This is a genomic window from Rhodococcus sp. 5G237, assembly GCF_053764735.1.
In genome coordinates this window covers 55,217-81,982 of sequence record NZ_JBSNCD010000012.1, presented here as the reverse complement: position 1 = coordinate 81,982, position 26,766 = coordinate 55,217, and the positions used below count along the sequence as shown (strand labels likewise).

General features: G+C 67.4%; 25 protein-coding genes. 13 read left to right on the top strand and 12 right to left on the bottom strand.

All coding sequences use genetic code 11. The features are described 5' to 3' along the window. Positions 1–7 precede the first annotated feature (7 nt). Together ACWPOC_RS23915 and ACWPOC_RS23910 are read right to left on the bottom strand one after the other, a co-directional pair. Positions 8–973, bottom strand: coding sequence for an oxygenase MpaB family protein (locus tag ACWPOC_RS23915; protein ID WP_120281182.1), 966 nt, complete (start codon positions 971–973; stop codon positions 8–10). Between the two features lie 4 nt (positions 974–977). Further along, entirely contained in the window at positions 978–2,513 is a 1,536-nt protein-coding gene (locus ACWPOC_RS23910; RefSeq protein WP_120281183.1) for an aldehyde dehydrogenase family protein, read from the bottom strand. Positions 2,514–2,643: 130 nt separating this feature from the next. Between ACWPOC_RS23910 and ACWPOC_RS23905 the strand changes: the two genes are divergently transcribed. After that, positions 2,644–3,393: a GntR family transcriptional regulator gene (locus ACWPOC_RS23905; protein WP_455409427.1), complete on the top strand. Its 750-nt coding sequence runs from the start codon at positions 2,644–2,646 to the stop codon at positions 3,391–3,393. A gap of 80 nt (positions 3,394–3,473) precedes the next feature. Continuing rightward, positions 3,474–4,331 (top strand): oxygenase MpaB family protein, encoded by an 858-nt coding sequence (locus ACWPOC_RS23900; RefSeq protein WP_120281185.1) that lies wholly within the window; start codon positions 3,474–3,476, stop codon positions 4,329–4,331. A gap of 66 nt (positions 4,332–4,397) precedes the next feature. On the opposite strand, the gene ACWPOC_RS23895 is transcribed toward ACWPOC_RS23900, so the two are convergent. From ACWPOC_RS23895 to ACWPOC_RS23885, 3 genes are read right to left on the bottom strand one after another with little or no spacing between them, the layout of a single operon-like run. Then, entirely contained in the window at positions 4,398–4,874 is a 477-nt protein-coding gene (locus ACWPOC_RS23895; RefSeq protein ID WP_120281186.1) for a DUF4334 domain-containing protein, read from the bottom strand. Then, positions 4,871–5,995: an NAD(P)-dependent alcohol dehydrogenase gene (locus ACWPOC_RS23890; protein ID WP_120281187.1), complete on the bottom strand. Its 1,125-nt coding sequence runs from the start codon at positions 5,993–5,995 to the stop codon at positions 4,871–4,873. Before ACWPOC_RS23890 ends, ACWPOC_RS23895 begins: the two co-directional genes overlap by 4 nt. Further along, positions 5,992–7,269, bottom strand: a complete 1,278-nt coding sequence (locus tag ACWPOC_RS23885) for a TetR/AcrR family transcriptional regulator (protein ID WP_120281188.1) — start codon at positions 7,267–7,269, stop codon at positions 5,992–5,994. The genes ACWPOC_RS23890 and ACWPOC_RS23885 overlap by 4 nt, the downstream gene beginning before the upstream one ends. 254 nt (positions 7,270–7,523) lie before the next feature. Here ACWPOC_RS23885 and ACWPOC_RS23880 point away from each other — a divergent pair, with 254 nt between their 5' ends. From ACWPOC_RS23880 to ACWPOC_RS23865, 4 genes are all read left to right on the top strand, one after another. Beyond that, the gene (locus ACWPOC_RS23880; protein ID WP_120281189.1) at positions 7,524–8,513 is read left to right on the top strand and encodes an NAD(P)H-dependent flavin oxidoreductase; all 990 of its coding nucleotides are present in this window, start codon (positions 7,524–7,526) and stop codon (positions 8,511–8,513) included. After that, entirely contained in the window at positions 8,510–9,289 is a 780-nt protein-coding gene (locus tag ACWPOC_RS23875; protein WP_120281190.1) for an enoyl-CoA hydratase, read from the top strand. Before ACWPOC_RS23880 ends, ACWPOC_RS23875 begins: the two co-directional genes overlap by 4 nt. Before the next feature lie 308 nt (positions 9,290–9,597). After that, complete coding sequence (fadD5, locus tag ACWPOC_RS23870; RefSeq protein ID WP_120281191.1) at positions 9,598–11,196, top strand: fatty-acid--CoA ligase FadD5; 1,599 nt, start codon at positions 9,598–9,600, stop codon at positions 11,194–11,196. Positions 11,197–11,340: 144 nt separating this feature from the next. Then, entirely contained in the window at positions 11,341–11,889 is a 549-nt protein-coding gene (locus ACWPOC_RS23865) for a hypothetical protein (protein ID WP_120281192.1), read from the top strand. A gap of 24 nt (positions 11,890–11,913) precedes the next feature. Here the strand turns inward: ACWPOC_RS23865 and ACWPOC_RS23860 are convergent, their stop codons facing one another. Further along, positions 11,914–13,062, bottom strand: coding sequence for a hypothetical protein (locus ACWPOC_RS23860; RefSeq protein WP_120281193.1), 1,149 nt, complete (start codon positions 13,060–13,062; stop codon positions 11,914–11,916). Beyond that, on the bottom strand, positions 13,062–13,997 hold the full coding sequence (locus tag ACWPOC_RS23855) for a metal-dependent hydrolase (RefSeq protein WP_120281194.1): 936 nt from the start codon (positions 13,995–13,997) through the stop codon (positions 13,062–13,064). The genes ACWPOC_RS23860 and ACWPOC_RS23855 overlap by 1 nt, the downstream gene beginning before the upstream one ends. Before the next feature lie 232 nt (positions 13,998–14,229). On the opposite strand from ACWPOC_RS23855, the gene ACWPOC_RS23850 reads away from it, so the two are divergent. From ACWPOC_RS23850 to ACWPOC_RS23840, 3 genes are all read left to right on the top strand, one after another. After that, on the top strand, positions 14,230–14,889 hold the full coding sequence (locus ACWPOC_RS23850; RefSeq protein ID WP_024102792.1) for a TetR/AcrR family transcriptional regulator: 660 nt from the start codon (positions 14,230–14,232) through the stop codon (positions 14,887–14,889). Beyond that, entirely contained in the window at positions 14,886–15,356 is a 471-nt protein-coding gene (locus tag ACWPOC_RS23845) for a rhodanese-like domain-containing protein (RefSeq protein WP_120281195.1), read from the top strand. Before ACWPOC_RS23850 ends, ACWPOC_RS23845 begins: the two co-directional genes overlap by 4 nt. A gap of 224 nt (positions 15,357–15,580) precedes the next feature. Then, the gene (locus ACWPOC_RS23840) at positions 15,581–16,423 is read left to right on the top strand and encodes an alpha/beta fold hydrolase (RefSeq protein ID WP_230792117.1); all 843 of its coding nucleotides are present in this window, start codon (positions 15,581–15,583) and stop codon (positions 16,421–16,423) included. A gap of 4 nt (positions 16,424–16,427) precedes the next feature. Here the strand turns inward: ACWPOC_RS23840 and ACWPOC_RS23835 are convergent, their stop codons facing one another. From ACWPOC_RS23835 to ACWPOC_RS23825, 3 genes are read right to left on the bottom strand one after another with little or no spacing between them, the layout of a single operon-like run. Beyond that, the gene (locus tag ACWPOC_RS23835) at positions 16,428–17,138 is read right to left on the bottom strand and encodes a type 1 glutamine amidotransferase (protein ID WP_159416895.1); all 711 of its coding nucleotides are present in this window, start codon (positions 17,136–17,138) and stop codon (positions 16,428–16,430) included. Continuing rightward, on the bottom strand, positions 17,131–18,384 hold the full coding sequence (locus tag ACWPOC_RS23830; protein ID WP_230792119.1) for a Mur ligase family protein: 1,254 nt from the start codon (positions 18,382–18,384) through the stop codon (positions 17,131–17,133). The genes ACWPOC_RS23835 and ACWPOC_RS23830 overlap by 8 nt, the downstream gene beginning before the upstream one ends. Further along, a complete protein-coding gene (locus ACWPOC_RS23825; RefSeq protein WP_455409426.1) occupies positions 18,279–19,316 on the bottom strand; it encodes an EamA family transporter in 1,038 nt (345 codons plus the stop codon). Before ACWPOC_RS23825 ends, ACWPOC_RS23830 begins: the two co-directional genes overlap by 106 nt. A 72-nt stretch (positions 19,317–19,388) precedes the next feature. On the opposite strand from ACWPOC_RS23825, the gene ACWPOC_RS23820 reads away from it, so the two are divergent. Beyond that, positions 19,389–20,285, top strand: a complete 897-nt coding sequence (locus tag ACWPOC_RS23820; RefSeq protein ID WP_455409425.1) for a LysR family transcriptional regulator — start codon at positions 19,389–19,391, stop codon at positions 20,283–20,285. A gap of 22 nt (positions 20,286–20,307) precedes the next feature. Here the strand turns inward: ACWPOC_RS23820 and ACWPOC_RS23815 are convergent, their stop codons facing one another. Further along, the gene (locus ACWPOC_RS23815; RefSeq protein WP_455409424.1) at positions 20,308–20,682 is read right to left on the bottom strand and encodes an SHOCT domain-containing protein; all 375 of its coding nucleotides are present in this window, start codon (positions 20,680–20,682) and stop codon (positions 20,308–20,310) included. Between the two features lie 233 nt (positions 20,683–20,915). Further along, positions 20,916–22,727, bottom strand: a complete 1,812-nt coding sequence (gene leuA / locus ACWPOC_RS23810) for a 2-isopropylmalate synthase (RefSeq protein WP_120281202.1) — start codon at positions 22,725–22,727, stop codon at positions 20,916–20,918. A 345-nt stretch (positions 22,728–23,072) separates the two neighbouring features. Here leuA and ACWPOC_RS23805 point away from each other — a divergent pair, with 345 nt between their 5' ends. From ACWPOC_RS23805 to ACWPOC_RS23795, 3 genes are all read left to right on the top strand, one after another. Further along, the gene (locus tag ACWPOC_RS23805; protein WP_120281203.1) at positions 23,073–24,341 is read left to right on the top strand and encodes a DUF4185 domain-containing protein; all 1,269 of its coding nucleotides are present in this window, start codon (positions 23,073–23,075) and stop codon (positions 24,339–24,341) included. A 78-nt stretch (positions 24,342–24,419) separates the two neighbouring features. Further along, positions 24,420–25,685: an aspartate kinase gene (locus tag ACWPOC_RS23800; protein WP_120281204.1), complete on the top strand. Its 1,266-nt coding sequence runs from the start codon at positions 24,420–24,422 to the stop codon at positions 25,683–25,685. Positions 25,686–25,687: 2 nt separating this feature from the next. Further along, entirely contained in the window at positions 25,688–26,749 is a 1,062-nt protein-coding gene (locus ACWPOC_RS23795; RefSeq protein WP_071936173.1) for an aspartate-semialdehyde dehydrogenase, read from the top strand. The last annotated feature ends 17 nt before the right edge of the window (positions 26,750–26,766 follow it).

Sequence of the window (26,766 nt, the reverse complement as noted above, 5' to 3'; positions counted from 1 at the left end):
CGGTGCGTCAGTGTTCGACGCCCAGATCGCTCGGACGGTAACCGAGGGGGTAACCCGGATACGTCCGGTTGGTGGCGTTGCCCGCCGACAGCGACACACGTCTCTTCGGCAGTCGCCGCACGAACGCCGACCGTGCCCGCAGCGCGCCCTCGACGATCTCCGTCAGCTGCGGTGAGCTCTTCGGGAAACCGAACGCCGACGCCATGCGGTCGTCGATCAGCGCGAAGACGACCTTCTCGATGCCCTTGTTCAGCACCTTCGGGTACCACGACTGGAACAGGCGCAGCGTGTAGGTGCCGATGGCGTGGTTGTCGTCGCTGTAGGTGAACTTCTCACGCTCGTATTCGAGCTTGAACCGGTGGAACTCCTGGAACGACTCCGGGATGTCCTTGATGCCCATCCGGATGCCCACCTGGCGGTAGAAGTAGAACGACGCCAGGCGCTCCTTCGGGTGCAGGCGACGCCACCCGTAGCGGTCGATCCAGTCGAGCGGGTCGTACACGAAGGTCGACAGGACGTACAGCATGTCGTTGTTGTCGATCGAGTACTTGCCGTGCATCCGGTTGATGTTGCGCAGCGACTCGCGTCCCCGCTCGGCGTCGTAGCCGTGCTCGACCAGCTCGGCCATCAGCAGCGCGGTGTCGTCGTACCGCTTCTGCGGCCGCTTCTCGAACTCGCCGGTGCGGGCGAGCAGCTCCGAGATGCTGGGCACGCAGTAGGTGCGGAAGAGGGCGAACTCGAGCGACCGCTGGTAGTCCCACGGGAACTCGTAACCGGCGGTGATCCGCACGATGTCCTGGTGCTGCGTGACCGGGTCGAGCTCCTCGATCACCTTGACCCAGCCCATCCGCCCACGCTTCGGGTGCGGATCCCTGTTCGGGGGTGGGAACGTACCGGCCTTCTCGAGACGTGCCTCGGGCTTCGCGACGACGGCGGCCTTCCGGCTGCGAGTACGCGGGGGAGTGGTCGTCATCGGCTCACCTTCCGTGCATGAACTCGAGCATCGCCTGCGAGATCTTCAGGTCGCGCTCCGGACGCTCGAGGCTCATGAGCTTGAGCGGCGAGCGGAACTTCGCCACCGTGACGGACTTGGGACGGCTGAACTCGCGCAGGCCGTCGGCGCCGTGGATGCGGCCGAAGCCGGACTCGCCGATGCCGCCGAAGGGCAACGAGGCGATGGCGGCGAAGCCGAGCACCGAGTTGACCGACACCATGCCGTTGCGCAGGCGCTCGGCGAGCTGACGGCCCTTCTTCTTGTTGCGCGTGAAGATCGACGCACCGAGACCGTAGTTGGTGCCGTTCGCGCGTTCGACAGCATCGTCGAGATCGCGGACCTTGTTGACGACGACCGTCGGGCCGAAGGTCTCCTCGCACACCGCGGCCGAGGTCTCGGGCACGTCGGTGAGAATGACGGGCTCGACGATGCGCTCCTGCACCGAATCGAGCCCGCCGAGGACGGCCTTGCCACCGGACTTCAGGGCGTCCTCGATGTGATTGCGCACGATGTCGACCTGGCGCGGAAGCGTCATGGGGCCGTAGGTGGAGTTCTCGTCGCCGCCCGGCTTCGCGCGCCGGACGGTGGCGGTGAGCTTGTCGAGGAACTCGCGGTAGACCGGCTCCTCGACGTAGATGCGCTCGACACCCGCGCAGGTCTGGCCGGCGTTACCGAACGCACCGAAGGCGGCGAACTCGACGGCCTCGTCGATGTTCGCGTCGGCCGCGACGATCATCGCGTCCTTGCCGCCGCATTCGGCGACGAGCGGAGTGAGCGACTCGGCGCACACCGCCATGACCTTGCGGGCGGTGGGGCCGGAGCCGGTGAAGGCGACCTTGTCGACACCCGAACGCACGAGCGCCGAACCCGTCTCGCCGAGACCGGTGATCACCTGGAAGACCGGCTGGGTGGGGGCGATCGAGTTCCACTTGTCCTCGAGCCATTTCGCGACACCGGGAGTAAGCTCGCTCGGCTTGAAGACGACGGCGTTGCCGGCGGCCAGCGAGTAGGCGATCGAACCCATCGGGGTGTACACCGGGTAGTTCCAGGGGCCGATCACGCCGATGACACCGAGGGGCTTGTACTCGAGGGTCGCGGCCTGGTTGAAGCTCGCGACGCCCGAGGGCACCTTGCGGGGCTTGAGCACCTTCTTGGCGTTCTTGGCCGCCCAATCGAGGTGCTCGACCGCCAGCATGACTTCGAGGAAGGCGTCGCCGAAGGGCTTGCCGGTCTCCTTCGCCACCACCGATGCGAGCGAGGTCGCGTCGGACGCGATGGCCTTCTTGAACTCGAGGAGCCAGTCGCGGCGGCCGCGGAAGCCCTGCGCCTCCCACCAGCGAGCGGCGACGCGGGCGCGCTCGACGGCCGCGCTCACGGCGGCCTCGTCGGCGATCGGATACTCGGCGATCACCTCGCCGTTCCGGGGGTCGAGGCTGGCGAAGGTGTCGGTGTTCGCTGCCGTGGATGCCTTGTCCGAGCTGCTCTTCGCGTTCTTCGGACTGGAGAGGTTCTGGGTCATGTTCGACACTTCCTGGTGGACCACATCACATATATTTGATGTGATAGCTGTAGTGGACATCACATTAGGCGTTCGCGGGCCAATTGGACAACCCCCGTGCGCAGTTGTCCGGATTCCTACAGGAGACACGATGGCGGCACCGACACGTAGCCCCGGGACAGCGGCGGATCACGCTGCGGCATCCCGACGTTCGGAGGGGGCCGTGCGGCGCCGTCCGCAGCTTTCCGACGAGGTGGCCGGCCACCTCCGCGGTTCGATCATGTCCGGCGCGTTGCGTCCGGGCGACTTCATCCGGCTCGACGAGACCGCGGTCGAACTCGGCGTCAGCGTCACCCCCGTCCGGGAGGCGCTGCTGACGCTGCGCGGGGAGGGGATGGTCGAATCCGCGCCGAACCGCGGCTACCGGGTCTCGCCTCTCACGCGCGGCGACATCGACGACATCTTCTGGCTGCAGGGACAGATCGCCGTCGAGCTCGCGCTCCGAGCGGTCGACCGTGCCACGCCGGCCGACCTCGAGCGTCTGGCCGAACTCAACGAGAGGCTGCGCATGCTCGTCGTCATTCCGGACGGAGTGACACCCGACATCGAGCGGATCGCCGACGCGGAGTTCGACTTCCATCGCGAGCTCAACCGCATCGCCGACAGCCCCAAGCTCGCGTGGTTCCTCAACACCGCCGCGCGCACGATTCCGTACCGCCTCTACGCGCGGGACGCCGAGTGGGGAACGCTCGCCATCCGGTCGCACACGAAGCTGATCGAGGCGATCGCTGCGCAGGACCACAGCGAGGTGATCACGCAGACGCTCGTGCAGTTCGAGGACGCGGCCGCGCGCCTGGTCGCCCACCGTGAGCGAGCGGGTGTCGATTCGCCTGCCGGATAGGCACTTGCCTATCTGAGTACGGGTGTGCACAATTTGTATGACAGTGCTGCACCCGTACTTTCACCATCAGGAGACCTCCGATGACGACCCACGCCGAAGAGCGCGTCCCCGTCGCCACCACCGACGAACCGGTGGCGATCCCCGCTCCGCTTCCGGCGGGCTCGGTCGAACTCGCCGACTTCGTCGGTGAGTCGATGCTCCTGCTCGGAGCCGGTGCGACGGTCCTCCTGCAGCTGGCATCGCGCGGTGTCGGGCACGGCGTCGCCGATCACAGCACCACCCTGCAGCGGCCGCTCGACCGGCTGCGCACCACGATGACCTACGTCTACGCGGTCACGCTCGGTACTCCCGAGGAGAAGAAGCAGATCGTCCGGATGGTCAACAAGGCGCACGTCCCGGTGCGTTCGGAGACCTACAACGCCTTCGACCCTGAACTCCAGTTATGGGTCGCCGCAACGCTGTACCGCAACGGTGTCGACATGTACCGGCGGATGTTCGGGCCTCTCACCGATGCCGACATCGAACGCATCTACCGCCAGTCCGCGATCTACGGCACGGCCCTGCAGGTCAAGGACGACATGTGGCCGAAGACGCGGGAGGAGTTCGACAGGTACTGGGACGAGATGATCGCGACCTTCGAGGTCGACCGGAAGGTGCGTTCGTTCACCCGCGACCTCCTCACCGGCGGCGACGCCCCGCTTCCCGTTCGCGCCCTCATGCCGCTGCAGCGCTTCATGACGATCGGCCTTCTCCCGCAACGCATGCGCGACGAATTCGCGCTGCCGTGGAGCCCGCGCGACCAACGGCGCTTCGACCTGTTCTGGAAGGTGGTCCCGCCGATCTACCGCGCGGTGCCCAGGCCGATCCGCCAGCTGTCGGCCACCTACTACCTCAACGACATGCGCCGCCGAATGAAGGCGCACGGACACGTCATCTGAGTTCTCCACGGAGAACGCCGAGTGGCCGGACGCACGTCCGGCCACTGTGCGTTTCCCATCCGACGATCACACGGCGCTGTCGCGTTCGAGACCGAACCAGTAGTGCTCGCCGTCGTCGAACACCAGCGAGCCCTTGCCGTTCATCACCCCGACGACGGTGTCGTCGTCGACCTTCTTGAAGTGGTCGAAGACCGGCATGCCGTCGTAGACCATCGTCGCCGTCACCTCACCGCGGAAGACGATCTCCCACAGGCTCGCCTCGCCGCGTCCGGTCTTCGTGTCGGAGAACAACTCGCCGTCCTCGCCGTAGCACACGAGCGGCTGGACCTCGGACACCGACGCGAACGTCTTTCCGTACCACCGCGACGTGCCGAGCAGCGTATGGGTGCGGTGCCCGGTGTCGAAACTGAAGCCCTTCCATCGGTATCCGACGAGATCGTCGATGCGTGCCGGAGCGAGATGTTCCCAGAGGGCATCGAGTTCGCGAGGATCGATCCGGTCGGTGCGGGCGCGCAGTTCCTCGAGTCGCTGGACGACGTTCATGTGTTCCCCTGGATGTCGAAGGTGAGTACGGCTTTGACGACCTCGCCGGAGGCGACAGCGGCGAGAGCGTCGTCGAGTTTCGTGAAATCGAAGGTCTGCACGAGTTCGTCGACGGGGAAACGCCCGTCGCGCCACAGCGCGGCCAGCTCGGGAAGGAACCGGTGGGGATCGACGTCGCCCTCGATGACTCCGGTCAGGGTGCGACCGGACAACAGATGGGTCTGGTCGATCGAGACGGGATTGCGGCCGGCACGCAGTCCGAGGGTGGCGCAGACCCCGGGACTGGTCAGCGACGACAGTGCCTGCCGGATCACGGATTCGGTGCCCACGGCCTCCACCGCGTAGTCGGCACCACCGCCGGTGAGACGACGCAGATGGCGTCCGAGGTCGTCGTGATCGTCGGGGGAGAGGACCTCGGTGGCCCCGAGCGATCGCGCGACGCCGTGCCGTCGCGGATTCGGGTCGACGCCGATGATGCTCTCGCACCCGGCGATACGCGCTGCCATCACCGCGGCCGTGCCGACGGCGCCGAGACCGAAGACGACGATCGTCGACCCCTGTTCCGGTCGCAACACCTCGAGCACGGTTCCGGCGCCGGTCGCCAGGCCGCACCCGAGCGGACCCGCCAGTGCCACCGGAACATCCGCCGGCAGACGCACGGCGTTGCGTTCGGTGGCCACGACGAGCGAGGAGAACGACGACTGTCCGAACCAGTTGCCGTGCACCGGTGCTCCGTCGGCGTCGCGGAGCACGGTCGAGCCGTCGGCGCGCACACCGCCGTAGTTGAGCGGGGCGAATCGCGTGCAGTAGGCGTGCCGTCCCCGGGCGCAGTTGCGGCACGTGCGGCACGAGTCGAATCCGAGGACGACTCGGTCGCCGACCGCGAGAGCGGTGACCGCCGAGCCCACTTCGGTGACGACTCCGGCACCCTCGTGTCCCAGTACGACGGGCGTCGGGACGGGAACGCCGCCCGCGGCGGCGGTGAGGTCGGTGTGGCAGATCCCGACCCCGTGGATCTGTACGAGCACTTCGTCGTCGCGCAGTTCGGGCACGGTCACGGTCTCGAGCCGCAGCGGTGCACCGTACTCGCGGAGTACCGCTGCGGTCGCGGTGCGGGTCATCCCACCGCCTCCGGCGAACCGGTGTCGCCGAGCAGCACCGAGAGCATCAGCTGCTGCACCCTGCGCTGCCGGGAGGGGGTGGGCAGGAAGTGCACGAGGTTGCCGGTGTCGAGCACGAGGTTGAGCGCGGCGTGCACGAGGAAGCGGCATTCGACGGCGGGCAGTTCGGGGCGGAGCTCCCCGACCAGACGGGCCCATTCCTCGATGTTGAGCCGCTGGATGTTCCGCAGGTCGCTGCGATGATGCGCGGGCAGGTTGCCGACCTCGGCGAAGTACACCGACATCAGTTCGCTGTTCTCGAACGACATCCGGACATACGCCTCGGTGAGGACGTCGAGGGCCTGCGCGGAGGTCGTCGAGTCGGCGAGCGCTTCGCCGATGATCATCGCGACGCGATCACCGGCCCGGTGGAAGGCGGCGGCGAGCAGATCGGCCTTGCTCGCGAAGTGACGGTAGACGCCGGACGCGTTGATACCTGCCGCAGCACCGATCTCCTCGATGCTCACCTCGTGATAGCCCCGGGCGTCGAAGAGCAGCACGGCCTCGTGCAGGAGGACCTCACGCTTGTTCGCCACGGACAGCCCACCCGGCTCGGGAGTCGGTGCGGGTTCGTCGATGTCGGGCACCAGGTCGGTTGCTGCGACCGCTGTGCACGCGTCAAGCAGCAGCTGCTGCAGGCGCCGGTTGGACAGCGGGACGCGGTGAGTGGTGATGGAGCCGATGACGCTGAGCATCGCGCTGCTGAGCAGCACGTAGTCGTCGTCGGTGAGATCGGGCCGCAGCCGCGCGACCGTGCGGGCGAGATGGCGGTTGAGTGCCCGCATCTTCGAGCGGATCTCGCTGTGGTCCTCACCCGTGAGGTAGCGGCGTTCCCAGCGGTACAACCCGCCCGTCCGGCGGTTCTCGATCGTGGTGCGGATGAGCGCGAGGAGTTTGCGTTCGAGCTCCTCGGCGGCGTCGAGTCCGGTGCCCTTCGCTCCGCGCTGTTCGTCGAACTCCGCGAGGGCGGCGCCGAGGGCGTCGGCGAGGGTGACCACGGCGTGGTGGAACAGGGCGTACTTGTTCGGGAAGTGCCGGTACAGGGCGGGGCCGGAGATGCCGACGGCAGTGGCGATCTCGTCGATGCTCACGCCGTGGTAGCCGCGTTCGCTGAACGCCTCGGCCGCGACCGTGGCGATCTGTGCCTTGCGGTTCTTCGGCCGGCGCCGCACGGTGGGGGTCGGGGTGCCGGTCTTCGCGGCTGTGCGTGCCCCGACCTGCGCTTGTTCGGGCACCCTGCCTCCTCGTCGTGGATCCTGTTTCCGGCCGCGATGTCGCGGTGAATGTTCGTCGGCCTCAAAGGTAACAGTCGCACCCCCTGCGGAGAAACACTACTTTCGGGTAAGAATCGCCAAAACTGCAGGACAGAACGTATTGACAAACCAGCACCCAGACCGCAAAGTTAACACCAATTCTTCAGCTGCGTCACCGCTGGGCGCATACGGATCCGTCACGACAGCGGCACTTTTCGAAGGACCGAGGAGGACTCGTGAGAACCCGATTCACCGAGATTTTCGGGGTGGAGCATCCCATCGTCCAGGGCGGCATGATGTGGGTCGGCCGCGCCGAACTCGTGGCCGCCGTGGCGGAGGCGGGGGCGCTCGGCTTCATCACCGCATTGACCCAGCCCACCCCGGAGGATCTCGTCCGCGAGATCGAACGGACGCGCGAACTCACCGACAAGCCGTTCGGCGTCAACCTCACGATCCTGCCGTCGATCAATCCGCCGCCGTACGCCGAGTACCGCCAGGCGATCATCGACTCGGGCGTGAAGATCGTCGAGACCGCCGGCTTCAACCCGGCCGACCACCTGCCGCACTTCAAGGACGCCGGCATCAAGGTGATCCACAAGTGCACGAGCGTGCGGCACGCGGTCAAGGCCGAGCGCATCGGCGTGGACGCTGTGAGCATCGACGGCTTCGAGTGCGCCGGGCACCCGGGTGAAGACGACGTCCCGGGCCTGATCCTCATCCCCGCCGCGACGAGCAAGCTCGGCATCCCCGTCATCGCCTCGGGTGGCATCGCCGATTCCCGTGGGCTCGTGGCGGCACTCGCGCTCGGCGCCGACGGCGTCAACATGGGCACCCGCTTCATGTGCACGGTCGAATCGCCCGTGGCCCACGAGGTCAAGGAGCAGATCGTCCGCAACACCGAACTCGACACGAAGCTCATCTTCCGCACGCTGCGCAACACCGCTCGTGTCGCCACCAACGCGGTGAGCGAAGAGGTCGTCGAGATCGAATCGCGCGGAGCCGAATTCGGCGACATCGCTCACCTGGTCGCCGGAGCGCGCGGTCGCAAGGTCTTCGAGGACGGAGATCTCGACGCCGGCATCTGGACGGCCGGGCAGAGCCAGGGGCTCATCCACGACATCCCCACCGTCGGCGAACTGGTCGACCGCATGGTCACCGAAGCGGAGGCCATCATCACGGGCCGCCTGAACGACATCGCCGGTGCCGACCGGGCGGTGCGCGCATGACCTCGACCACCACCGAGAGCCTGCGGTCCGAACTCGCCGACGGCATCCTGCGACTGACCATCACGCGTCCGCGCCGGATGAACGCGATCGACCTGACCACGATGAAGACGCTGAGCGACGCGGTGAAGGCGGCCGGCGACGACGAACGCGTCCGCACGATCGTCGTCACCGGTGAGGGATCGGCGTTCTGCACGGGTGCGGATCTGGCTGCGGGAGCAGCGGATCCACAGGACCCCGGTGTCGTCATGGACACCGCCAACGAACTGGTCCGGACGATCGCATCCGTCCCCGTGCCCGTCATCGCGGCGGTCAACGGTCCCGCCGCGGGCGTCGGCGTCTCGATCGCCCTCGCGGCCGATCTCACCTACGCGGCCGAGAGCGCGTACTTCCTGCTCGCCTTCGTCAACATCGGACTGATGCCCGACGGCGGCGCGAGCCTGCTGGTTCCGGCCGCGATCGGGCGGGCCCGGGCCGCCGAGATGGCACTGCTCGGTGAGCGGGTGTCCGCGCAGGACGCCGACCGGTTCGGGTTGGTGGCCCGCACCTTGCCCGACACCGAACTCGCCGCACACGTCGACGCCGTCGCCTCGCGGACCGCATCCGGCCCGCGACGTGCCCTGGAACTGACGAAGCGGGCCCTCAACGCCTCGACGCTCGGCGAACTCGACGCGGCGCTCGAGCGGGAGAAGGACGGTCAGGTCGAACTCCTCGGCTCCGCCGACTTCGCGGAGGGTGCCATGGCGATGCTGGAGAAGCGTCCCGCCCGCTTCGCCTGACCGGACGATCCTTCCCGGGGCATGGTTCTCGGGGGATCGACAAGGAACTTCCCGGACGGGAGCAGGGACCGACGTGCCGTCGGAACACCCGCTCCCGTCCGGTGAACCCAACGCTCGACCAGTATTTTCTGCCTCGTTCACCCGTTCTCGCTCGGCGTCGACGCCTGGAGCGAGTCGGTCCGTATTCGCGGAATCTCCGTTAACAAAAGCTCTGGCCCAAACCGTTCCGGGCCTGTAATGTGCCTCACACATCGACGGCTCGGCACAGGCCGTGCCCGCACTCCCGCCCCGTCACGAGAGGATCATCGATGGTTCCCCCCTCTGTCGTTTCCGAAGCGGTCGGCTCCGACGCCACCCGCTTCCGCAGCAACAACTGGAACAATCAGGTGGCGCGCCACGCCCTGATGATTCCCGATCGCACGGCCTTCCGATTCCGCGGCGAGACCATCACCTGGTCGCAGTTGAACACGCGTGTCGAGAAGCTCGCCGATGCACTCTCGCGTCGCGGCATCGGCTTCGGCGACCGCGTCATCATCCTCATGCTCAACCGTCCGGAGTACGTCGAGATCGTGCTCGCGGCCAACGCCCTCGGTGCCATCGCCGTGCCGGTGAACTTCCGCCTCACCGCACCCGAGGTCGCCTTCCTCGTGGGTGATTCCGGCGCGAAGGCGATCGTCGCGGAGGGGCCGCTCGTCCCGCTCGCCGCTGCCGCCCGTGGCCAGGCAGAGGGCATCGAACTGTCCATCACGGTCGGAACCGAGCCGGAAGGCGACTCGCTCTCCTACGAGGCACTCGTCGCCGAAGAAGGCGAACCCCACCCGCCGGTGGAGATCCCGAACGACACGCCCGCGCTCATCATGTACACCTCGGGCACGACGGGCCGGCCCAAGGGCGCCGTGCTCACCCACTCCAATCTCGAAGCGCAGTCGCTCACCTGCATCCGGGCGTTCCGCCTGTTCGACGAGTCGGGCATCGGTTTCTGCGCGTCGCCGATGTTCCACATCGCGGCCCTCGGCTCGATCGCCCCGAGCCTGATGCTCGGCACCCCCACCGTCATCCACCCGGTCGGCGCTTTCGACCCGGAGGAACTGCTCGACGTGCTCGAGGCCGAGAACGTCACCAGCCTCTTCCTCGTGCCGGTGCAGTGGCAGGCCATGTGTGCCGCGCAGCAGGCCGCGCCGCGGAAGCTGAAGCTGCGCAACATCTCGTGGGGTGCGGCGCCGAGCTCCGACACGATCCTGCGGGCCATGGCGGAGACCTTCCCCGACGCCTTCAACGTGGCGGTCTTCGGCCAGACCGAGATGTCGCCCATCACCTGTGTGCTCGACGGCGACGACGCCATCCGCAAGCTCGGTTCCGTGGGCCGGGTCATCCCCACCATCCAGGCGCGTGTGGTCGACGACGAGATGAACGACGTCGCCCCCGGTGAGGTCGGCGAGATCGTCTACCGCGGCCCCACCATGATGCGCGAGTACTGGAACAACCCCACCGCCACCAGCGAAGCGTTCTACGGCGGATGGTTCCACTCCGGCGACCTCGTGCGTGTCGACGAAGAGGGCTTCGTCTACGTGGTCGACCGTAAGAAGGACATGATCATCTCGGGCGGCGAGAACATCTACTGCGCCGAGGTGGAAAACGTCCTGTTCGGGCATCCCAAGGTGCTCGAGGCCGCGGTCATCGGTCGCCCCGACGCGAAGTGGGGCGAGGTGCCTGTCGCCGTCATCGCGCTCAAGCCCGGCAACGACGACCTCACCCTCGACGAGCTCCAGCCGTACCTGAACGAGCACCTCGCGCGGTACAAGCACCCCAAGGAGGTCGTGCTCGTCGACGCCCTGCCGCGCAACGCGAGCGGCAAGGTCGTCAAGGGTGAGCTCCGCGGCGGTCTCCCCGCCGTCACCCAGGGCTGATCCCGGCGCACTCCTCGTACGAACGAACGGGGACCGGACCACTACGGTCCGTGTCCTCGTTCGTCGTCGTTCGGCCCCGGATCGGTGAGGCCGCGTCGGGAGAACCGTTGAACTACCGACAGAAGTCTTGGAAGGACTGGGCGGATGACACCGACCGATGCCCCCACCGGGAACGACACCGAATCCGCAGCGGAGTCGCACGATGCTGTTGCGACCACCCGTTCCGGCGCGGGCAGATGGGTCACCGCCGCGGTCATCGTGGCGCTGCTCGCGGCCACCGGTTTCTTCGGATTCCGTTGGTGGCAGGCCGAACAGGACGCCACGCTGCGCGACGACGCGATCGCGCAGGCCCGCGAGTACGCAGTGGCCCTCGGCACCTACGACTACCGCTCGTTCGACGACAACCTCACCGCCGTGACCTCCAATGCCACCGAGGAATTCGCCGCCCGGTACGAGGAGGTGGCCGGAGATCTGCGAGAGCTCGTCGCAAACGGGGAAGGCACGTCGGCGGCGCGCGCCGAGCATGCCGGTCTCGAGAGCTTCGACGGCGATGTCGCCACGGTGCTGGTCTTCCTCGATCAGGACGTGAAGAACGTCGTCGTACCGGAGGGACGCACCGACGCGACCCGCTTCGTCATCACGTTGAAGCGGGTCGACGACCGGTGGTTGCTCGACGGGGCCGACGCGCGGTAGCGCGGGCCGGCTCCGTCGGATCTGTCAGGCCTCGGTGAGCGTCTTCGATGCCGTGTCGTCCGGACTCGCATCGGCCTCGCGCGGGACGGTGAAGGTCGCAGCGACACAGGCGATCGCGACGACGAAGCACGCCACGGTGTACCACAGGCTGCCGATCGGGTCGCCCGCCTCGGTGACCCCGTCGACGGCGGAGAACCAGTCGGGCAGAGCGCTGATCCACAGCACGGCCATCACGGCGAGATAGGCGACGGCGTACCAGCGGACGAGGTCGTTCGAATAGGGCCGATCGGTGGGTGTGCTCCGCAGCCGGGACCACTGGCGCGAGAGCACGTAGATCGCCACGATCGACAGGATCACGAGTTCGGCCGCGTAGATCGTCGCCCGAACCGTCGTGTTGCCCATGCCGATCACGGTCGCCGGCGCCGGGAGGATCACCACACCGACGGACGCGAGAAGCCCGACGGTGATCGTGCGCCAGGTCAGTTCGAGTCCGCCGAAGGTGCGCCCCGCGTCGATGTGCCGGCCGACGAAGAACTGCGCGCAGAATGCCAGCGACATCGGCCACAGGGCGGCGAAGACCACGACGCTCGGGAGCGGAACGGAGTCGAAGAAGGGCTGGTTGATCGGGTTGTCGAGCGACCACTCCCACCACCGCAACTGCGGTCCGAGGTGATCGAAGATCTCGTAGAAGGCGTGGTGGACGAAGCCCACGCACACGGCGCCGACGACGGTGCCGTACTGCCGGAACACCCCGAGCATCCGAACGATTTCGAACGCGATCGTCGCCATCATCGGGTAGATGGCGATGATGTACAGCGGCAGGCGTCCCCACATGAACTCGACGGTGAACACGTTGTGCGCGAACATCGTGTCGAGGTAGTCCTCCACGCCGAAGGCGTCGGGGAAGTACAGCAGCGGTTCGATGATGAACAGGAACGCGAGCGTACCGAGCCAGACGACGAGGTTGGTGGCGTCACCGGTGCGCCGCAGCCGGATGATCGCGTACACGAGCATCAGCACCGCCCCGAGCACGATGGTCGCTTCGAGGACGGGCAGCGTCCAGTTCTCCAGCGCGAACGGACTGCGCAGTTCGAAGATCCCACCGGCTTCGTCGCACGAGAATCCGAGGCGGGTCGAGAGGTCCTCGAAGGTCGGCGAACACAGGTCGGACATCAGTTGTTCCTCCCGCCCACGGTTTCCGCCGTGTACCAGTGCGAGACGTCGTAGCCTTCGTCGAATCGACGGAACCACACGTCGGCGAGCGCCGGCAGCTTCTCGTGGTCGGGATTGTGCTTGGGCATCTGGCTGCGAACGATGCCCACCAGCGCGACGAGCTGTTCGCCGAGCGGCAGGACGTCGAAGGCGCGCGGCATCGGGCCGTGATCCTGGTACTGCAGGAACGGCAACCGGCGCCGCAGGTTCTGCTTACGGCGGTACGACGCGAACATCGACATCGCGTCGATCTTCCGTTCCTCCAGCGGCACATGCTTGTTGAAGCCTTCGCACGCGATGGCGATGACGTCGAGCACGTGCTTGAACACCGAGGGGGCCTGCCTCATGCGGTACAGATCGCTGCCGACCACCGCGTCGAAGATGATGAGCGCCGAACTGCGGTGTTCGACCTCTTCGACGAAATGCCAGATGAACAACGACGCGACCCGGTCGTCGCCGGGGCGGAAGAGCGCCGCGTCGTTGTCGAGCATGAGCTTGAAGACGGGAGTGAAGGTCGCCTCGAGATCGGCGGTGTACGCGAGCCGGTATTCGGCGGAGGTCTCGGCGGTGAGCTTGTCGAAGGCGCCGATGACGTCGTCGAGCGTCTCCTGCAGCCCCGGATAGCTCTTGATCAGGCCCTTCACGTGTTGCCGGTGGGCGGTGGAGTGCTGTCCCTCCTGATACATGAAGGCGTTGGCCTCTTCGAGGATCTCGGGATCGGTGATGCGCGGGGTGATCTCGCGGATCATGTTCACGATCATCTTCTCGAAGCCGATCGCGAGGAACGAGACGGCGTTGGCCATGCTCGAGAAGGCCGGGTTCTCCTCGTTCCACAGGAACGGCACGTCGTAATCCGCGAATGCGAAGCGCATCTTGCGGACCTGCAGGTTCGTCATGGGGCGGTACCTCGTCTCGTCGACACCGGGCTGGTGGTGGACCTGTTTGGGACACGGTTGGGGAGGACCTCGGAAGAGTCGGGAGGCCCCGATCGGCGTGAACATACACGAAATGTGTCATGTGTATGATAGGTGTCCCATTCGCTCGCGGGACCCGTTTCGGACCACATCCACCGAGGTCGGCCGTGTTACCGTCGGGCCTTCTCCAGGCGATGGTTCGAGGTAGCGCGAAGTGGCACGTAGACGTGGGTGGGGCGGAAGTCCTCCCGCCAGCGACGAAGAGGCGTCGCAGCGGATCGTCGCCGCTGCCGTCGACCTGATCGACCGGACCGGCGCGGAGATCAGCATCGCCGACGTGGCCCAGTCCCTCGGCGTGATCCGCCAGACGGTCTACCGCTACTTCCCGAGCGCCGACGCCCTCATGCGCGCGGCCGCCATCGCATCGGTCGAAGGGTTCCTGGAACGACTGACCCGGCAGGTCGCGGGCCTCGACGATCCGGTCGAGGCCATGACCGAAGGCGTGGTCTACACGCTCGCGGAGGTGCGTCGCACCCCGCACCTCGGCATCCTGCTGTCGAGCACCTACTCGAACCCGCATCCCGAGGAGATCGCGTCGGAAGAGGCGTGGATGTTCGGCATGGCGATGATCAAGCGGTTCGACGTCGACTGGGAGAAACACGGCTACGACGACGACTCCCTCGCGGAATTGGTCGAATACGTGCTGCGCACGATGCAGTCGTTCTTCGTCTCACCGGGAACGCCGCCACGCTCCGACGACGATCTGCGCCGCTACCTGCGGCGATGGATGGGGACGGCGATCCTCGCCCAGCGCGGGTGGGATCCCGACAACCCCGCGGAGGGCGACCGATCTCCCGTAGAGTCCGGTTCGTGACGAGCGACGAGCAGCAGATCAGGCGTGCCGATCGCACACGCGACGGCGACCCGCAGAACATTCCCCGCCCGCTGGAGGGTGAAGCCGACCGCATGGTGGTGGAGACGACCTGGGGTGAGGTGCAGCCACTGCAGGTGGCGGCGGGCGTGGCGACCGTCGGTGAACTCGAGGTGATCGAACTGCTCGACCGGGGCGCTGCGCTCGTCGACACGCGGGTGCCCGATTCCCGGAGCGGAGTGAGCCTCCCCGGCGCCGTGAACATCCCGCACGACGACATCGTCGAGAGGAAGGGCGAGCTCGACACCGCCCGGACGACGATCGTCTTCTGCAACGGTCCCCAATGCCCTCAGTCGCCCGATGCGATCCGGAAGCTGATCGATGCCGGATATCCCGCGTCCGCGCTCGCCTACTACCGCGGGGGCCTGCACGACTGGGCGACTCTGGGATTCCCCCTCGCCTCGGTCTGACCGGGTCGCGGAAAAGACTTGCGTTCGCACTGTGACGTAGCTAACATCGAAGGTGCGAATCGAGCTTATAAGACGTCCGCGGACGACAGAGAGAAGCTCGTGAAGCAGAGATCCGGCCCGGAGAACGCGTAAAGCGAATCACCGGGCCGAACCCCTGTTCAGGGGAGGATTCGCGGTCGAATCCCGGGTCGGTACCGATCGCCGCGACTACAGAAGGGGACGGGGTGGGGGAGCGCATCACGACCGTCGAGAGGGACGGACTCCGGTTCGACATCCGCGACGACGGGCCGATCGACGGCGAACCCATCGTTCTTCTGCACGGATTCCCGCAGGACTCCCGATCCTGGGAGGCGGTCGCACCTCACCTGCACGCCGCGGGGTATCGCACCTTCGCCCCGGATCAGCGCGGCTACTCGCCCGGTGCCCGACCACCCCGCCGCCGTGACTACAGCCTCGACCTGCTCGTCGACGACGTCGCGGCGCTCATCGAATCGGTGCCCGGTGGTCGCGCGCACGTCGTCGGCCACGACTGGGGGTCCGCCGTCGCGTGGGCGCTCGCGGAGCAGCGTCCCGATCTCGTCCGCACCATGACGGCGGTGTCCGTTCCGCATCCGGCGGCGTTCATGCGCTCGTTCGTCACCAGCGGTCAGCTGCTGCGCTCGTGGTACATGCTCGTCTTCCAGCTGCCCTGGATCCCGGAGACCCTGCTGAGCAGGGAGAAGGTCGCGCGGCAGTTGCTGCACGGCACCGGCCAGCCGTCCGCCGCCACCGACCGCGATGTCGCGCGGTTGAAGGACCGCGCCGCGGTGCGGGCCGGCATCAACTGGTATCGGGCGGTGCCCCTGTCGAATCCGAAGTCGTCCTTCGGGAAGATCACCGTGCCCGCACTCATGGTGTGGAGCGACAAGGACACTGCGATCGGATCCGCCGGGGTCGACGCGACCGCCCGCTACGTCAGTGGGCCGTACCGACAGGAAACGCTCGTCGGCACGAGCCACTGGATTCCCGACGAGGAGCCGGAGAAGCTCGCGCGGCTGGTCCTCGAACACATCGCCGCGCACGGTTGATCACTCAGGCGCGCAACCGTTCCTGCCGCAGCAGGTCGACCTCGGGCAGATCCAGCGGCGGCAGCGAGTCGACTCCCAGAGCGCGCATCAGGAGATGATCGGCGAGCTCGGGATTGCGGGCGAGCACGGGACCGTGCAGATAGGTGCCGATCACCGAACCCTGCACGGCACCTTCGAGCCCGTCGCCCACACCGTTGCCGACACCGCGGTCGACGCGGCCGAGCCCGGTGGCGTCGGATCCGAGAGTCGTTCCACCACGGTGGTTCTCGAATCCGGTCAGTGGTCGGGTGACGCCGGACAGCGTGGGGCGGATGACGATCTCGCCGATCGCGCGGGTCTGCTGCGGCGAGGTGGTCGCGTCGAGGATGCCCACACCGTCGACGCGTTCGCCCGAGGACGTCTCGTACCAGTGGCCGAGCACCTGGATCGCGGCGCAGATGGCCAGCACGGGCGCTCCGCGTTCGGCGGCGCGCTGCAATCCCGGATAGCGCTGCAGGTGCCGTGTGGCCAGTCGCTGCGCGGCGTCCTCGGCGCCACCGAGGGTGTAGAGATCGAGAGACTCGGGGACGGGATCGTTCAGTCCGATCTCGACGATCTCGGCGTCGTGACCGCGCATCCGCAGGCGCTGGCGCAGCACCAGGGCATTGCCGCCGTCGCCGTAGGTGCCCATCACGTCGGGCAGGACGAGTCCGATGCGGACGGTCGACTCAGACATGGGCAGCTCTCCTGGCGATGGCAGTGTTGAGATCGCGGAACGCGGTGTAGTTGGCGAGCACCTCCACACGACCGGGAGGGCACGAGGCGATGGCCTTCAGCGGATCCGGCACCAGTGTGTGCTCGACACCCGCGTAGGTCAGGCGGACGGCGAGATCGGTGCCGCGTTCGCCCGCTGCCACCACCTGCACGCCTTCGAAGTGTTCGAAGCGCACGTCCCACAGCCACGACAGGTCCTCGCCGTCGGGCACCTGACCGTTGACGGCGATCACCAGGCCGTCGACGGTCGGGTCGATCATCGACAGGGCCTCCTGCCAGCCGGCGGGGTTCTTCGCGAGCAGCATGTGCACCGAGTGCGGCCCGACCTGCACGGTCTTGTAGCGACCGGCGACCTCTTCGACGACCGAGGCGGCCGCGACGGCCTTCGCCGGATCGGCGCCGAGGGCGACGGCGGCCGCGACCGCCTGGGCGGCGTTGCCCCGGTTGGCGCGACCGGGCAGGGTCAGCTTGAGCGGGAGGACGAGGCCGTCCGGCCCGTACAGGTTCTCGTCGTCGACCCACCAGTCCGGAGTCGGCCGCGCGAAGTCGGAGCCCGTGCTGTACCAGTGGTCGCCCTCGCGGACGATCGGTTCGCCCGTGCGCGGGCAGCTCACCGAATCGTTGGCCCAACCGGCGCCGGCGGCGACCCACACGACGTTCGGGTTGTCGTAGGCGGCGGACGTGACGAGCACGTCGTCGCAGTTCGCGACGATCACCGCGTCGGGATGCCGCTTCAGGCCCTCGCGCAGCTTCCGCTCGATCATGTTGATCTCGCCGACCCGGTCGAGCTGGTCGCGGGTGAGGTTGAGCAGCACGATCGCGCGGGGCGCGAGGGCGTCGGCGACATGCGGGGTGTGGAGTTCGTCGACCTCGATCGCGGCGAGCGGCGCCCGGAGGTCGGTGGCGAGCGCGGCGACGATCCCGGCGTCCATGTTCGCGCCGTCGGCCTGGGTGACGACCGCATCGATGGTCTCGAGCGCGGCTGCGGTCATGCGGGTCGTCGTGGACTTGCCGTTCGTCCCGGTGACGAGCACGGTCTGCCGGCCGTGGCCGAGCTGCTTCATCAGTGCCGGGTCGATCTTCAGGGCGACGAGCCCTCCGATCATCGAGCCCTTACCGCGTCCGGCCTTCTGGGACGCCCACGCGGCGGCTCGGGCTGCGCGCAGTGCGAGCCGTCCACGTGCGGTGATTCCTGTGCTGGTTCCCACGTCGGCGAGTGTTCCACAGGCGGGGGAGCGTTGTGTCGCCGGAGGAGCGTCCTGCTCGTCACACTGCGGTGTCCGCCCTGGGCGGCGAGGGCTCCGACGATGACGATCACACCGCCGATCAGGGAGGACGGTGCCGGCCGCTCGCCGAGCGTGATCCACGCGACGGTGAACCCGACGACCGGCACCATGAGGGAGAGCGGAGCGACGGTCCCGGCGGGATAGCGCGACAGCAGCGAGGCATAGATGCCGGTGCCGGCGATCGTGCCCGCCAGGACGACGTAGGTGAGTCCGGCCAACGCCAGGCCTCCGTCCACGGTGGTGACGGCGCTGCCGAGGGTGTACCAGGCCTGCGGGCCCTCGACGAACCAGGAGATCCCGAAGAAGGGGAGCACGGGCACGACGCACATCCACAGCATCAGGCGCATGGGGTCGGAGGCGCCCGCCTTGCGGGTCGCGATGTTGCCGACCGCCCACGACAGACCGGCCAGCAACGCGAGGGTCATGGGGAGCAGGCTCGCGTCCGCGGCGCCTTGCCCCACGGCGACGATCACCATGCCGGACACGGCGACGACGAGACCGGCGAGGCGGATTCCGTCGAGCCGTTCGCGCAGGAACAGTGCGGCGAGCAGGACGGTGAAGGGCGCGGACGACTGCAGTACAAGGGACGCGAGGCCCGTGGGTAGACCGGCCTCCATCGCCCAGAACAGGAAGGCGAACTGGGCGAAGCCGAACCCGGCGCCGTAGAGCAGGAGCCAGCGCAGGGGAACGGCGGGTCGCGGGACGAACAGCAGGACCGGGACGGCGATGATCGCGAAGCGCAGGCCGGCGAAGAAGAACGGCGGGAAGTGGTCGAGACCCAGTCTGATCGCGAGGAAGTTGCATCCCCAGAGCACCACGACGGTGAGTGCGAGCAGACGGTCCCGGAACGACATGCCGTCAATTCTTTGCTCAGGAAACAATCAGGACAAGCGAATGTTTCTGAAGAAAATGTGTAGTTTTACTACATGGAGGTCGTGCGATTGCGGATACTGCGCGAACTCGCCGACCGCGGAACCGTGGCCGCGACCGCCGCAGCGTTGTCGATGACACCGTCGGCCGTCTCACAGCAGCTCAAGGTGCTCGCCCGGGAGGCGGGAGTGCCCCTGCTCGAACCCGACGGCCGGCGTCTGCGGTTCACCGATGCGGGTCGTGCGCTCGTGGTGCGCGCCGACGAGGTGCTCGACGCCCTCGATCGGGCCGCCGACGAGATGACCGCCTATGCGCGGTCGCCCCGCGGACGGGTGCGCGTGGCGTCGTTCCCCTCCGGAGCGGCGCTCCTGCTGCCGGCCGTGCTCGAGGCGGCCGGGGCGATCGGCGTCGAGTTGGACGTGAGCGACGAGGACGTCCCGGCCTCGGCCGCACCCGCCCTGCTCGCCGACTACGACGTGGTGCTCACCCACCGCGACGAGCGTTCGGCGCCGCTGTCCGGCCCACGTGTCCACGTCGAGACGCTCATGCGCGAACCGATCGATGTCGTCCTCCCGCCCGGGCACCGGCTCGCGGCGCAGGACCGCGTGCAGGTCGACGAACTGGTGGGGGAGGGCTGGATCAGCGTGCGGGGTGGCTTCCCCGTCGACGACGTGTTGCTCTCCGTCGCGGCGGTGACGGGCATCCGAGCGCGGGTTGTGCACCGCATCAACGACTTCCGCGTCATCGAGGAACTCGTCGCGGCGGGGCACGGGGTGGCCCTGTTGCCGCGGTATTCGGTTCTGCATCCGGCATTGGTGCGTCTGCCGCTGGCCGGTGTGCGTGCGGCGCGGATCTACGAGCTCGTCACCCGCCCGGGGGCGGCGCGACGGCCCGCCGTGGGTGCAGTGCTCGACAGCTTCCGGGCCGCGGCGGCACGGAAGCTGTCGATGTGAACGAACGGGTCATCGCGCGGGATCAGGCGAGTGCCTTGGCCTTCAGTGCGTCGAACTCGGTCTGGTCGATGACACCCTCGTCGAGCAGATTCTTCGCGTCGGCGATGTGCTCGGCGGGCGACTTGCCGGCGACCGAGCGGATGTAGTCGTCCTGCACGGCCTTGTACTGCGCGGCCTCCTTCGCGGACCGCTCGGCCATTCCGGTGCCGTGGACGATCAGATAGATCAGGCCCGTCAGCCACGGGAAGACGAACAGGAAGACGATCCAGATCGCCTTGACCCAGCCGGACTGTTCGCGGTTGCGGAACAGATCCCCGATGATCATCCACAGCATGATCAGGTACGCGATGAATGCGAAGCAGACGACGATGTACCAGATGATGTCCATGAATTCCATACGCACACTCCGGGTTCGAGCAGAACGACTCTGCGGGACGAGAATTGCGGAATTCGACGGATATCACCCGTGAACGGGTTCGTTCTCGTCGAACATTCGGAACTGTATCTTTCCGGAGAGTGCGGTAATTGCCCGAAACGGTATTTGCGAGATGAATTGTCGGGGTGAAAATTCCCGAAAACGACGGATGCGGTGGACCCTGATGGGCCCACCGCATCCGGTTCGGAGACGGATCAGCGGTGCGAGCGGTTCACCGCGGAGACCATCGCGCGCAGCGACGCCGTGGTGATCGACGGGGCGATGCCCACGCCCCACACCAGGACGGTCGTGCCGTCGGGACGCGTGACGTCGGCCTCGACGTAGGCCGCGGCGTTGGCATCGTCGCCGGCGGACATGGCGTGCTCGGCGTAGCCGCGGACGGCCACCTGATAACCCAGCGACTCGAGGGCGTCGACGAAGGCCGCCAGCGGGCCGTTGCCGCTGCCGGAGATCTCCTTCTCCACGCCGTCGACCTTCAGCACGGCGGAGATGGTGTCCTCACCGTCGTCGGTCTCGGCCGCGGTGACCTTCTGCCGGATACGCTCGAGCGGCGAGACCGGGGCCAGGTACTCCTCGTGGAAGATGTCCCACATCTCCTTGGGGCTGACCTCGCCACCCTCACCGTCGGTGACCTTCTGCACGGCCTGCGAGAACTCGATCTGCAGGCGACGCGGCAGGTTCAGGCCGTGGTCGTGCTTCATGATGTACGCGATGCCGCCCTTGCCGGACTGCGAGTTCACGCGGATCACGGCCTCGTAGGTGCGGCCGACGTCCTTCGGGTCGATCGGCAGGTAGGGCACGGCCCAGGTGTGGTCGTCGACGTCGACACCGGCGGCCTCCGCGTCGACCTTCATCGCGTCGATGCCCTTGTTGATCGCGTCCTGGTGGCTGCCGGAGAAGGCGGTGTAGACCAGGTCGCCACCGTAAGGATGGCGCTCGTGGACGGGCAGCTGGTTGCAGTACTCGACCGTGCGGCGGATCTCGTCGATGTTCGAGAAGTCGATCTGCGGGTCGACGCCACGGCTGAACATGTTCATGCCCAGGGTCACCAGGCAGACGTTGCCGGTGCGCTCACCGTTGCCGAACAGGCAGCCCTCGATGCGGTCGGCACCGGCCTGGTAGCCCAGCTCGGCAGCGGCGACGCCCGTGCCGCGGTCGTTGTGCGGGTGCAGCGACAGGATGATCGAGTCGCGCTTCGCCAGATTGCGGTGCATCCACTCGATCGAGTCGGCGTAGACGTTGGGGGTGGCCATCTCGACCGTGGCCGGCAGGTTGATGATCACCGGGTTCTCGGGGGTCGCGCCCAGGGTCTCGACGACCGCGTCGCAGACATCCTTGGCGTACGACAGCTCGGTTCCGGTGTACGACTCGGGGGAGTACTCCCAGCGCCAGTTGGTGTCGGGGTGGTTCTTCGCCTCTTCGAGCACCAGCTCGGCGGCGTCGGTCGCGATCTTCTTGACGGTCTCCTTGTCGGCGCGGAACACCACGCGACGCTGCAGGATCGACGTCGAGTTGTAGAAGTGCACGATCACGTTCTGCGCCCCGGCGCACGCCTCGAAGGTGCGCTTGATCAGCTCGGGGCGGGACTGCGTCAGCACCTGGATGGTGACATCGTCGGGAATCGCGCCGTCCTCGATGATCTCGCGGACGAAATCGAAATCGGTCTGGCTCGCGGACGGGAAACCGACCTCGATCTCCTTGTAACCCATGCGTACGAGCAGATCGAACATGCGCCGCTTACGGGCGGGGCTCATCGGGTCGATCAGCGCCTGGTTGCCGTCGCGCAGGTCCACGGCGCACCACGCCGGGGCGCGATCGATGATCTTGTCGGGCCAGGTGCGGTCGGGCAGCGAGATCGACTCGACTTCCTCGGCGAACGGACGGTACCGATAGGTCGGCATCGACGAGTTCTTCTGCTTGTTCCACGACGGCTGGTCGGCCGGGGCCGGCTTGCTCGGCGGCGTGATGGTGCGCGAGCCGGAGGTGAAAGCGTCGGCGGGTGACATGACGTAACTCCAAAGAGAAAAGGGGACCTGTGGGCCCAGATCGAATATCGACCGGCGCGTCGAAACCCCGCGACGGGAAGCCGGTCTGGTCAGATCCCGCCGCGGCGGCCGAGGAGAAGCACGCGCTGCATGTCCTGCAGTGTATCGCGCCATACCCCACCTCGACCAAGTGGCACCTCCCACACGCATGCGTTCCGTGTGACCGGGCAGCGGTGATGTCGTGACCCGATCGATACGAACGCGCCTGACAGAGCGGTACTTGCGCCCCTAGCGTTACCGACCGTAACTCCCGCAACATCAGTAACACCGGTATCTCCGGTAACACGATGGGTGAAGGGCGTATCGATGGGATCGTTGCGCACGGCGATTGCCGGATCGTGCAGTGCACTGCTCGCACTCGGACTCATGGCGGTCTCCGCCCCCGCCGCGCACGGCGAACCCTGCGACTCGGGACTCCCCGGCTCCGGTTCGGGCTCCGGACCCTTCGGCACGGGATCATCAGGACCGCGGCTCGGAAGCAGTGGATCGGGGAGCGGAGGACTCGCACCCGAAGGCCCGCAGGGACCGCTACCGGCACTCGGCCCGGGCCCCACCAGCACCGTGGCCTGGGTGACCGGCCCGCGCAGCCCCAACAGGACCTACGACAGGTTCTCCATCTCGGGAACCGACCTCGGCATCATGTGGGACAACGGTGCGCAGGGCGAGGACCGTCAGGTCCTCATGGCCTTCGGCGACACCTTCGGCGACTGCTCGCTGCCCGACCAGCAGTGGCGCCACAACGTCCTCATGCGCACCACCGACGCCGATCTCTCCGACGGCATCGACGTGCCCGATCCGGTGCCCGGCGACCCACGTGCGGGTTCCCCCGTCCTGCCCTCCGCGCCCGACATCTCCCGCGAACTCGTGGGCAGCCTCGCACTCGACGGCGTCGAGATCACCGTGATCCCCACGGCCGGCGTCGCCGTCGACGGCGTTCAATACGTCAACTTCATGTCGGTGCGGTCGTGGGGCGACCACGGCGAGTGGTGGACCAACGCGTCGATGATCGCGACCTCGACCGACAACGGGGAGACCTGGCAGCTCGACCCGGCGACGGCGCGGATCAACCTGCCGCTCGACGTGCCCACGGTGCAGCAGCTGTCCACCGGGAACGAGAACTTCCAGCAGCACGCCTACATCCGCCACGAGGGATACGTCTACGACTTCGGCACACCGCAGGGCCGGTTCGGCGCGGCCTTCGTCTCGCGCGTCCCCGAGACCGCTCTGCTGGATCTGGCCGCCTACGAGTACTGGAGCGGCGACGGCTGGGTGCCCGGCGACGCCGCCGCGGCCACCCCGGTCGTGCCACCCGCCGTCGGGGAGATGTCGGTGCAGTTCCTGGGCGGCGAGTTCGTCATGCTCTACGGCAACGAGGTGAACGGCACGATCGAGATGAGGACGTCCGTGAGACCCGAGGGACCGTGGAGCGAGGCCCGCGTGCTGGTCACCCACCGTCAGATCGGTGGTCTCTACGCTCCGTTCATCCACCCGTGGTCCACGGATACGGACCTCTACTTCACCGCCTCACGGTGGGGCGACTACAACGTCATGCTGTTGCGCACGACACTTTCCTGAGACGCCCCGGGTCGATGGAAGCCGCGGTCGGTAAGCTGGGCCACTGGACTTGTTCCCGAAACCCGGAGGTTGGCCAGCGTGGCACTCGTCGTCCAGAAGTACGGAGGATCCTCGGTCTCGACGGCCGAGCGGATCCGGCGCGTCGCTGAAAGGATCGTCGAGACCAAGAAGGCGGGCAACGACGTCGTGGTCGTCGTCTCGGCCATGGGAGACACGACCGACGAACTCCTCGATCTCGCACAGCAGGTGTGCCCGGCCCCGCCGGCCCGCGAGATGGACATGCTCCTCACCTCCGGTGAGCGCATCTCCAACTCCCTCGTCGCGATGGCGATCCACTCGCTCGGCGCCGAGGCCCGGTCGTTCACCGGTTCCCAGGCCGGCGTGATCACCACGGGCAGCCACGGCAAGGCGAAGATCATCGACGTCACCCCCGGCCGCGTGCGCACCGCCCTCGACGAGGGCAGCATCGTGCTGGTCGCCGGCTTCCAGGGTGTGAGCCAGGACAGCAAGGACATCACGACTCTCGGTCGTGGCGGTTCGGACACGACCGCCGTCGCACTCGCCGCCGCGCTGAACGCGGACGTCTGCGAGATCTACACCGACGTCGACGGCGTGTTCTCCGCGGACCCGCGCATCGTCAAGGACGCGCAGCGCCTCGAGAAGGTCTCCTTCGAGGAGATGCTCGAGCTCGCCGCGTGCGGCGCGAAGGTTCTCATGCTGCGGTGCGTGGAGTACGCCCGCCGCTACAACGTGCCCGTGCACGTTCGTTCGTCGTACACCACCAAGCCCGGCACCATCGTGTCCGGATCGATGGAGGACATCCCTGTGGAAGAGGCCCTGATCACCGGCGTTGCGCACGATCGCAGCGAAGCGAAGATCACCGTCGTCGGTATCCCCGACACCCCCGGTTACGCCGCCAAGGTGTTCCGCGCCGTCGCCGACGCCGAGATCAACATCGACATGGTGCTGCAGAACATCTCGAAGGTCGAGACCGGCAAGACCGACATCACCTTCACCTGCCCGAAGAGCGACGGCCCGCGCGCGGTCGAACTCCTCACCAAGCAGCAGGGCGACATCGGCTTCACCCAGGTCCTCTTCGACGACCACATCGGCAAGGTCTCCCTCGTCGGTGCCGGCATGAAGAGCCACCCCGGCGTCACGGCCAAGTTCTGCGAGGCCCTCGCCGACGCCGGCATCAACATCGACCTGATCTCGACGTCGGAGATCCGCATCTCCGTGCTCGTGGATGACAACGAACTCGACGACGCCGTGCGCGCTCTGCACGCGGCATTCGAGCTCGGCGGCGACGAAGAGGCCGTCGTGCACGCAGGAACGGGGCGGTAATCGTGACCACCAATCAGGCGAGCGAAGCGACGGGCAAGACCATTGCAGTCGTAGGCGCCACGGGGCAGGTCGGTATCGTCATGCGCACCCTCCTCGAGGAGCGCAACTTCCCGGCCGACACGGTTCGGTTCTTCGCGTCGGCCCGCTCGGCCGGTAAGAAGCTGCCGTTCCGCGGTGAGGAGATCGTGGTCGAGGACGTCGCGGCGACCTCCGACGAGGATCTGAAGGGCATCGACATCGCGCTGTTCTCGGCCGGTGGCACTCTCTCCAAGGAGCAGGCTCCGCGCTTCGCGGCCGCCGGGGCGATCGTCGTCGACAACTCGTCGGCGTGGCGCAAGGATCCCGAGGTCCCGCTCGTCGTGAGCGAGGTCAATCCGGAGCAGGTGAAGAACCCGCCGAAGGGCATCATCGCCAACCCGAACTGCACCACGATGGCCGCGATGCCGGTGCTCAAGGCGCTGCACGACGAGGCAGGGCTCCAGCGCCTGATCGTGTCGAGCTACCAGGCGGTCTCCGGTAGCGGCCTGGCGGGCGTCGAGGAACTCGTCGGCCAGGTGCGTGCCGTCGCCGACGAGGCCGACAAGCTCGTCCACGCGGGCGACGCCGTCGACTTCCCGGCCCCGAACAAGTACGTCGCGCCCATCGCGTTCAACGTCGTGCCGCTCGCCGGCTCGATCGTCGACGACGGAACGGGTGAGACCGACGAGGACCAGAAGCTGCGCAACGAGTCGCGCAAGATCCTCGGCCTGCCGGACCTGCTCGTGTCGGGCACGTGCGTGCGCGTTCCCGTCGTGACCGGCCACTCGCTGTCGATCAACGCCGAGTTCGAGCGGCCGCTGTCGGTCGAGCGTGCGCAGGAGCTGCTCGCGAACGCTCCGGGCGTCCGCCTCGTCGACGTGCCGACCCCGCTCGCCGCAGCAGGCGACGACGTCTCGCTCGTGGGCCGCATCCGCCAGGATCCGGGTGCTCCGGAGGGCCGCGGTCTCGCGCTCTTCGTCTCGGGCGACAACCTGCGCAAGGGCGCTGCTCTCAACACCATCCAGATCGCGGAGCTGCTCGTCTAAGGCTCTTCGGACCTGCT

Coding starts and splice junctions, on each gene's coding strand:
- ACWPOC_RS23820 (WP_455409425.1), top strand. CDS start 19,389: ATGGAGGTCGTGCGATTGCGGATACTGCGCGAACTCGCCGACCGCGGA.
- ACWPOC_RS23910 (WP_120281183.1), bottom strand. CDS start 2,513: ATGACCCAGAACCTCTCCAGTCCGAAGAACGCGAAGAGCAGCTCGGAC.
- ACWPOC_RS23865 (WP_120281192.1), top strand. CDS start 11,341: ATGACACCGACCGATGCCCCCACCGGGAACGACACCGAATCCGCAGCG.
- ACWPOC_RS23855 (WP_120281194.1), bottom strand. CDS start 13,997: ATGACGAACCTGCAGGTCCGCAAGATGCGCTTCGCATTCGCGGATTAC.
- fadD5 (WP_120281191.1), top strand. CDS start 9,598: ATGGTTCCCCCCTCTGTCGTTTCCGAAGCGGTCGGCTCCGACGCCACC.
- ACWPOC_RS23895 (WP_120281186.1), bottom strand. CDS start 4,874: ATGAACGTCGTCCAGCGACTCGAGGAACTGCGCGCCCGCACCGACCGG.
- ACWPOC_RS23900 (WP_120281185.1), top strand. CDS start 3,474: ATGACGACCCACGCCGAAGAGCGCGTCCCCGTCGCCACCACCGACGAA.
- ACWPOC_RS23835 (WP_159416895.1), bottom strand. CDS start 17,138: ATGTCTGAGTCGACCGTCCGCATCGGACTCGTCCTGCCCGACGTGATG.
- ACWPOC_RS23905 (WP_455409427.1), top strand. CDS start 2,644: ATGGCGGCACCGACACGTAGCCCCGGGACAGCGGCGGATCACGCTGCG.
- leuA (WP_120281202.1), bottom strand. CDS start 22,727: ATGTCACCCGCCGACGCTTTCACCTCCGGCTCGCGCACCATCACGCCG.
- ACWPOC_RS23805 (WP_120281203.1), top strand. CDS start 23,073: ATGGGATCGTTGCGCACGGCGATTGCCGGATCGTGCAGTGCACTGCTC.
- ACWPOC_RS23860 (WP_120281193.1), bottom strand. CDS start 13,062: ATGTCCGACCTGTGTTCGCCGACCTTCGAGGACCTCTCGACCCGCCTC.
- ACWPOC_RS23915 (WP_120281182.1), bottom strand. CDS start 973: ATGACGACCACTCCCCCGCGTACTCGCAGCCGGAAGGCCGCCGTCGTC.
- ACWPOC_RS23825 (WP_455409426.1), bottom strand. CDS start 19,316: ATGTCGTTCCGGGACCGTCTGCTCGCACTCACCGTCGTGGTGCTCTGG.
- ACWPOC_RS23890 (WP_120281187.1), bottom strand. CDS start 5,995: ATGACCCGCACCGCGACCGCAGCGGTACTCCGCGAGTACGGTGCACCG.
- ACWPOC_RS23815 (WP_455409424.1), bottom strand. CDS start 20,682: ATGGAATTCATGGACATCATCTGGTACATCGTCGTCTGCTTCGCATTC.
- ACWPOC_RS23875 (WP_120281190.1), top strand. CDS start 8,510: ATGACCTCGACCACCACCGAGAGCCTGCGGTCCGAACTCGCCGACGGC.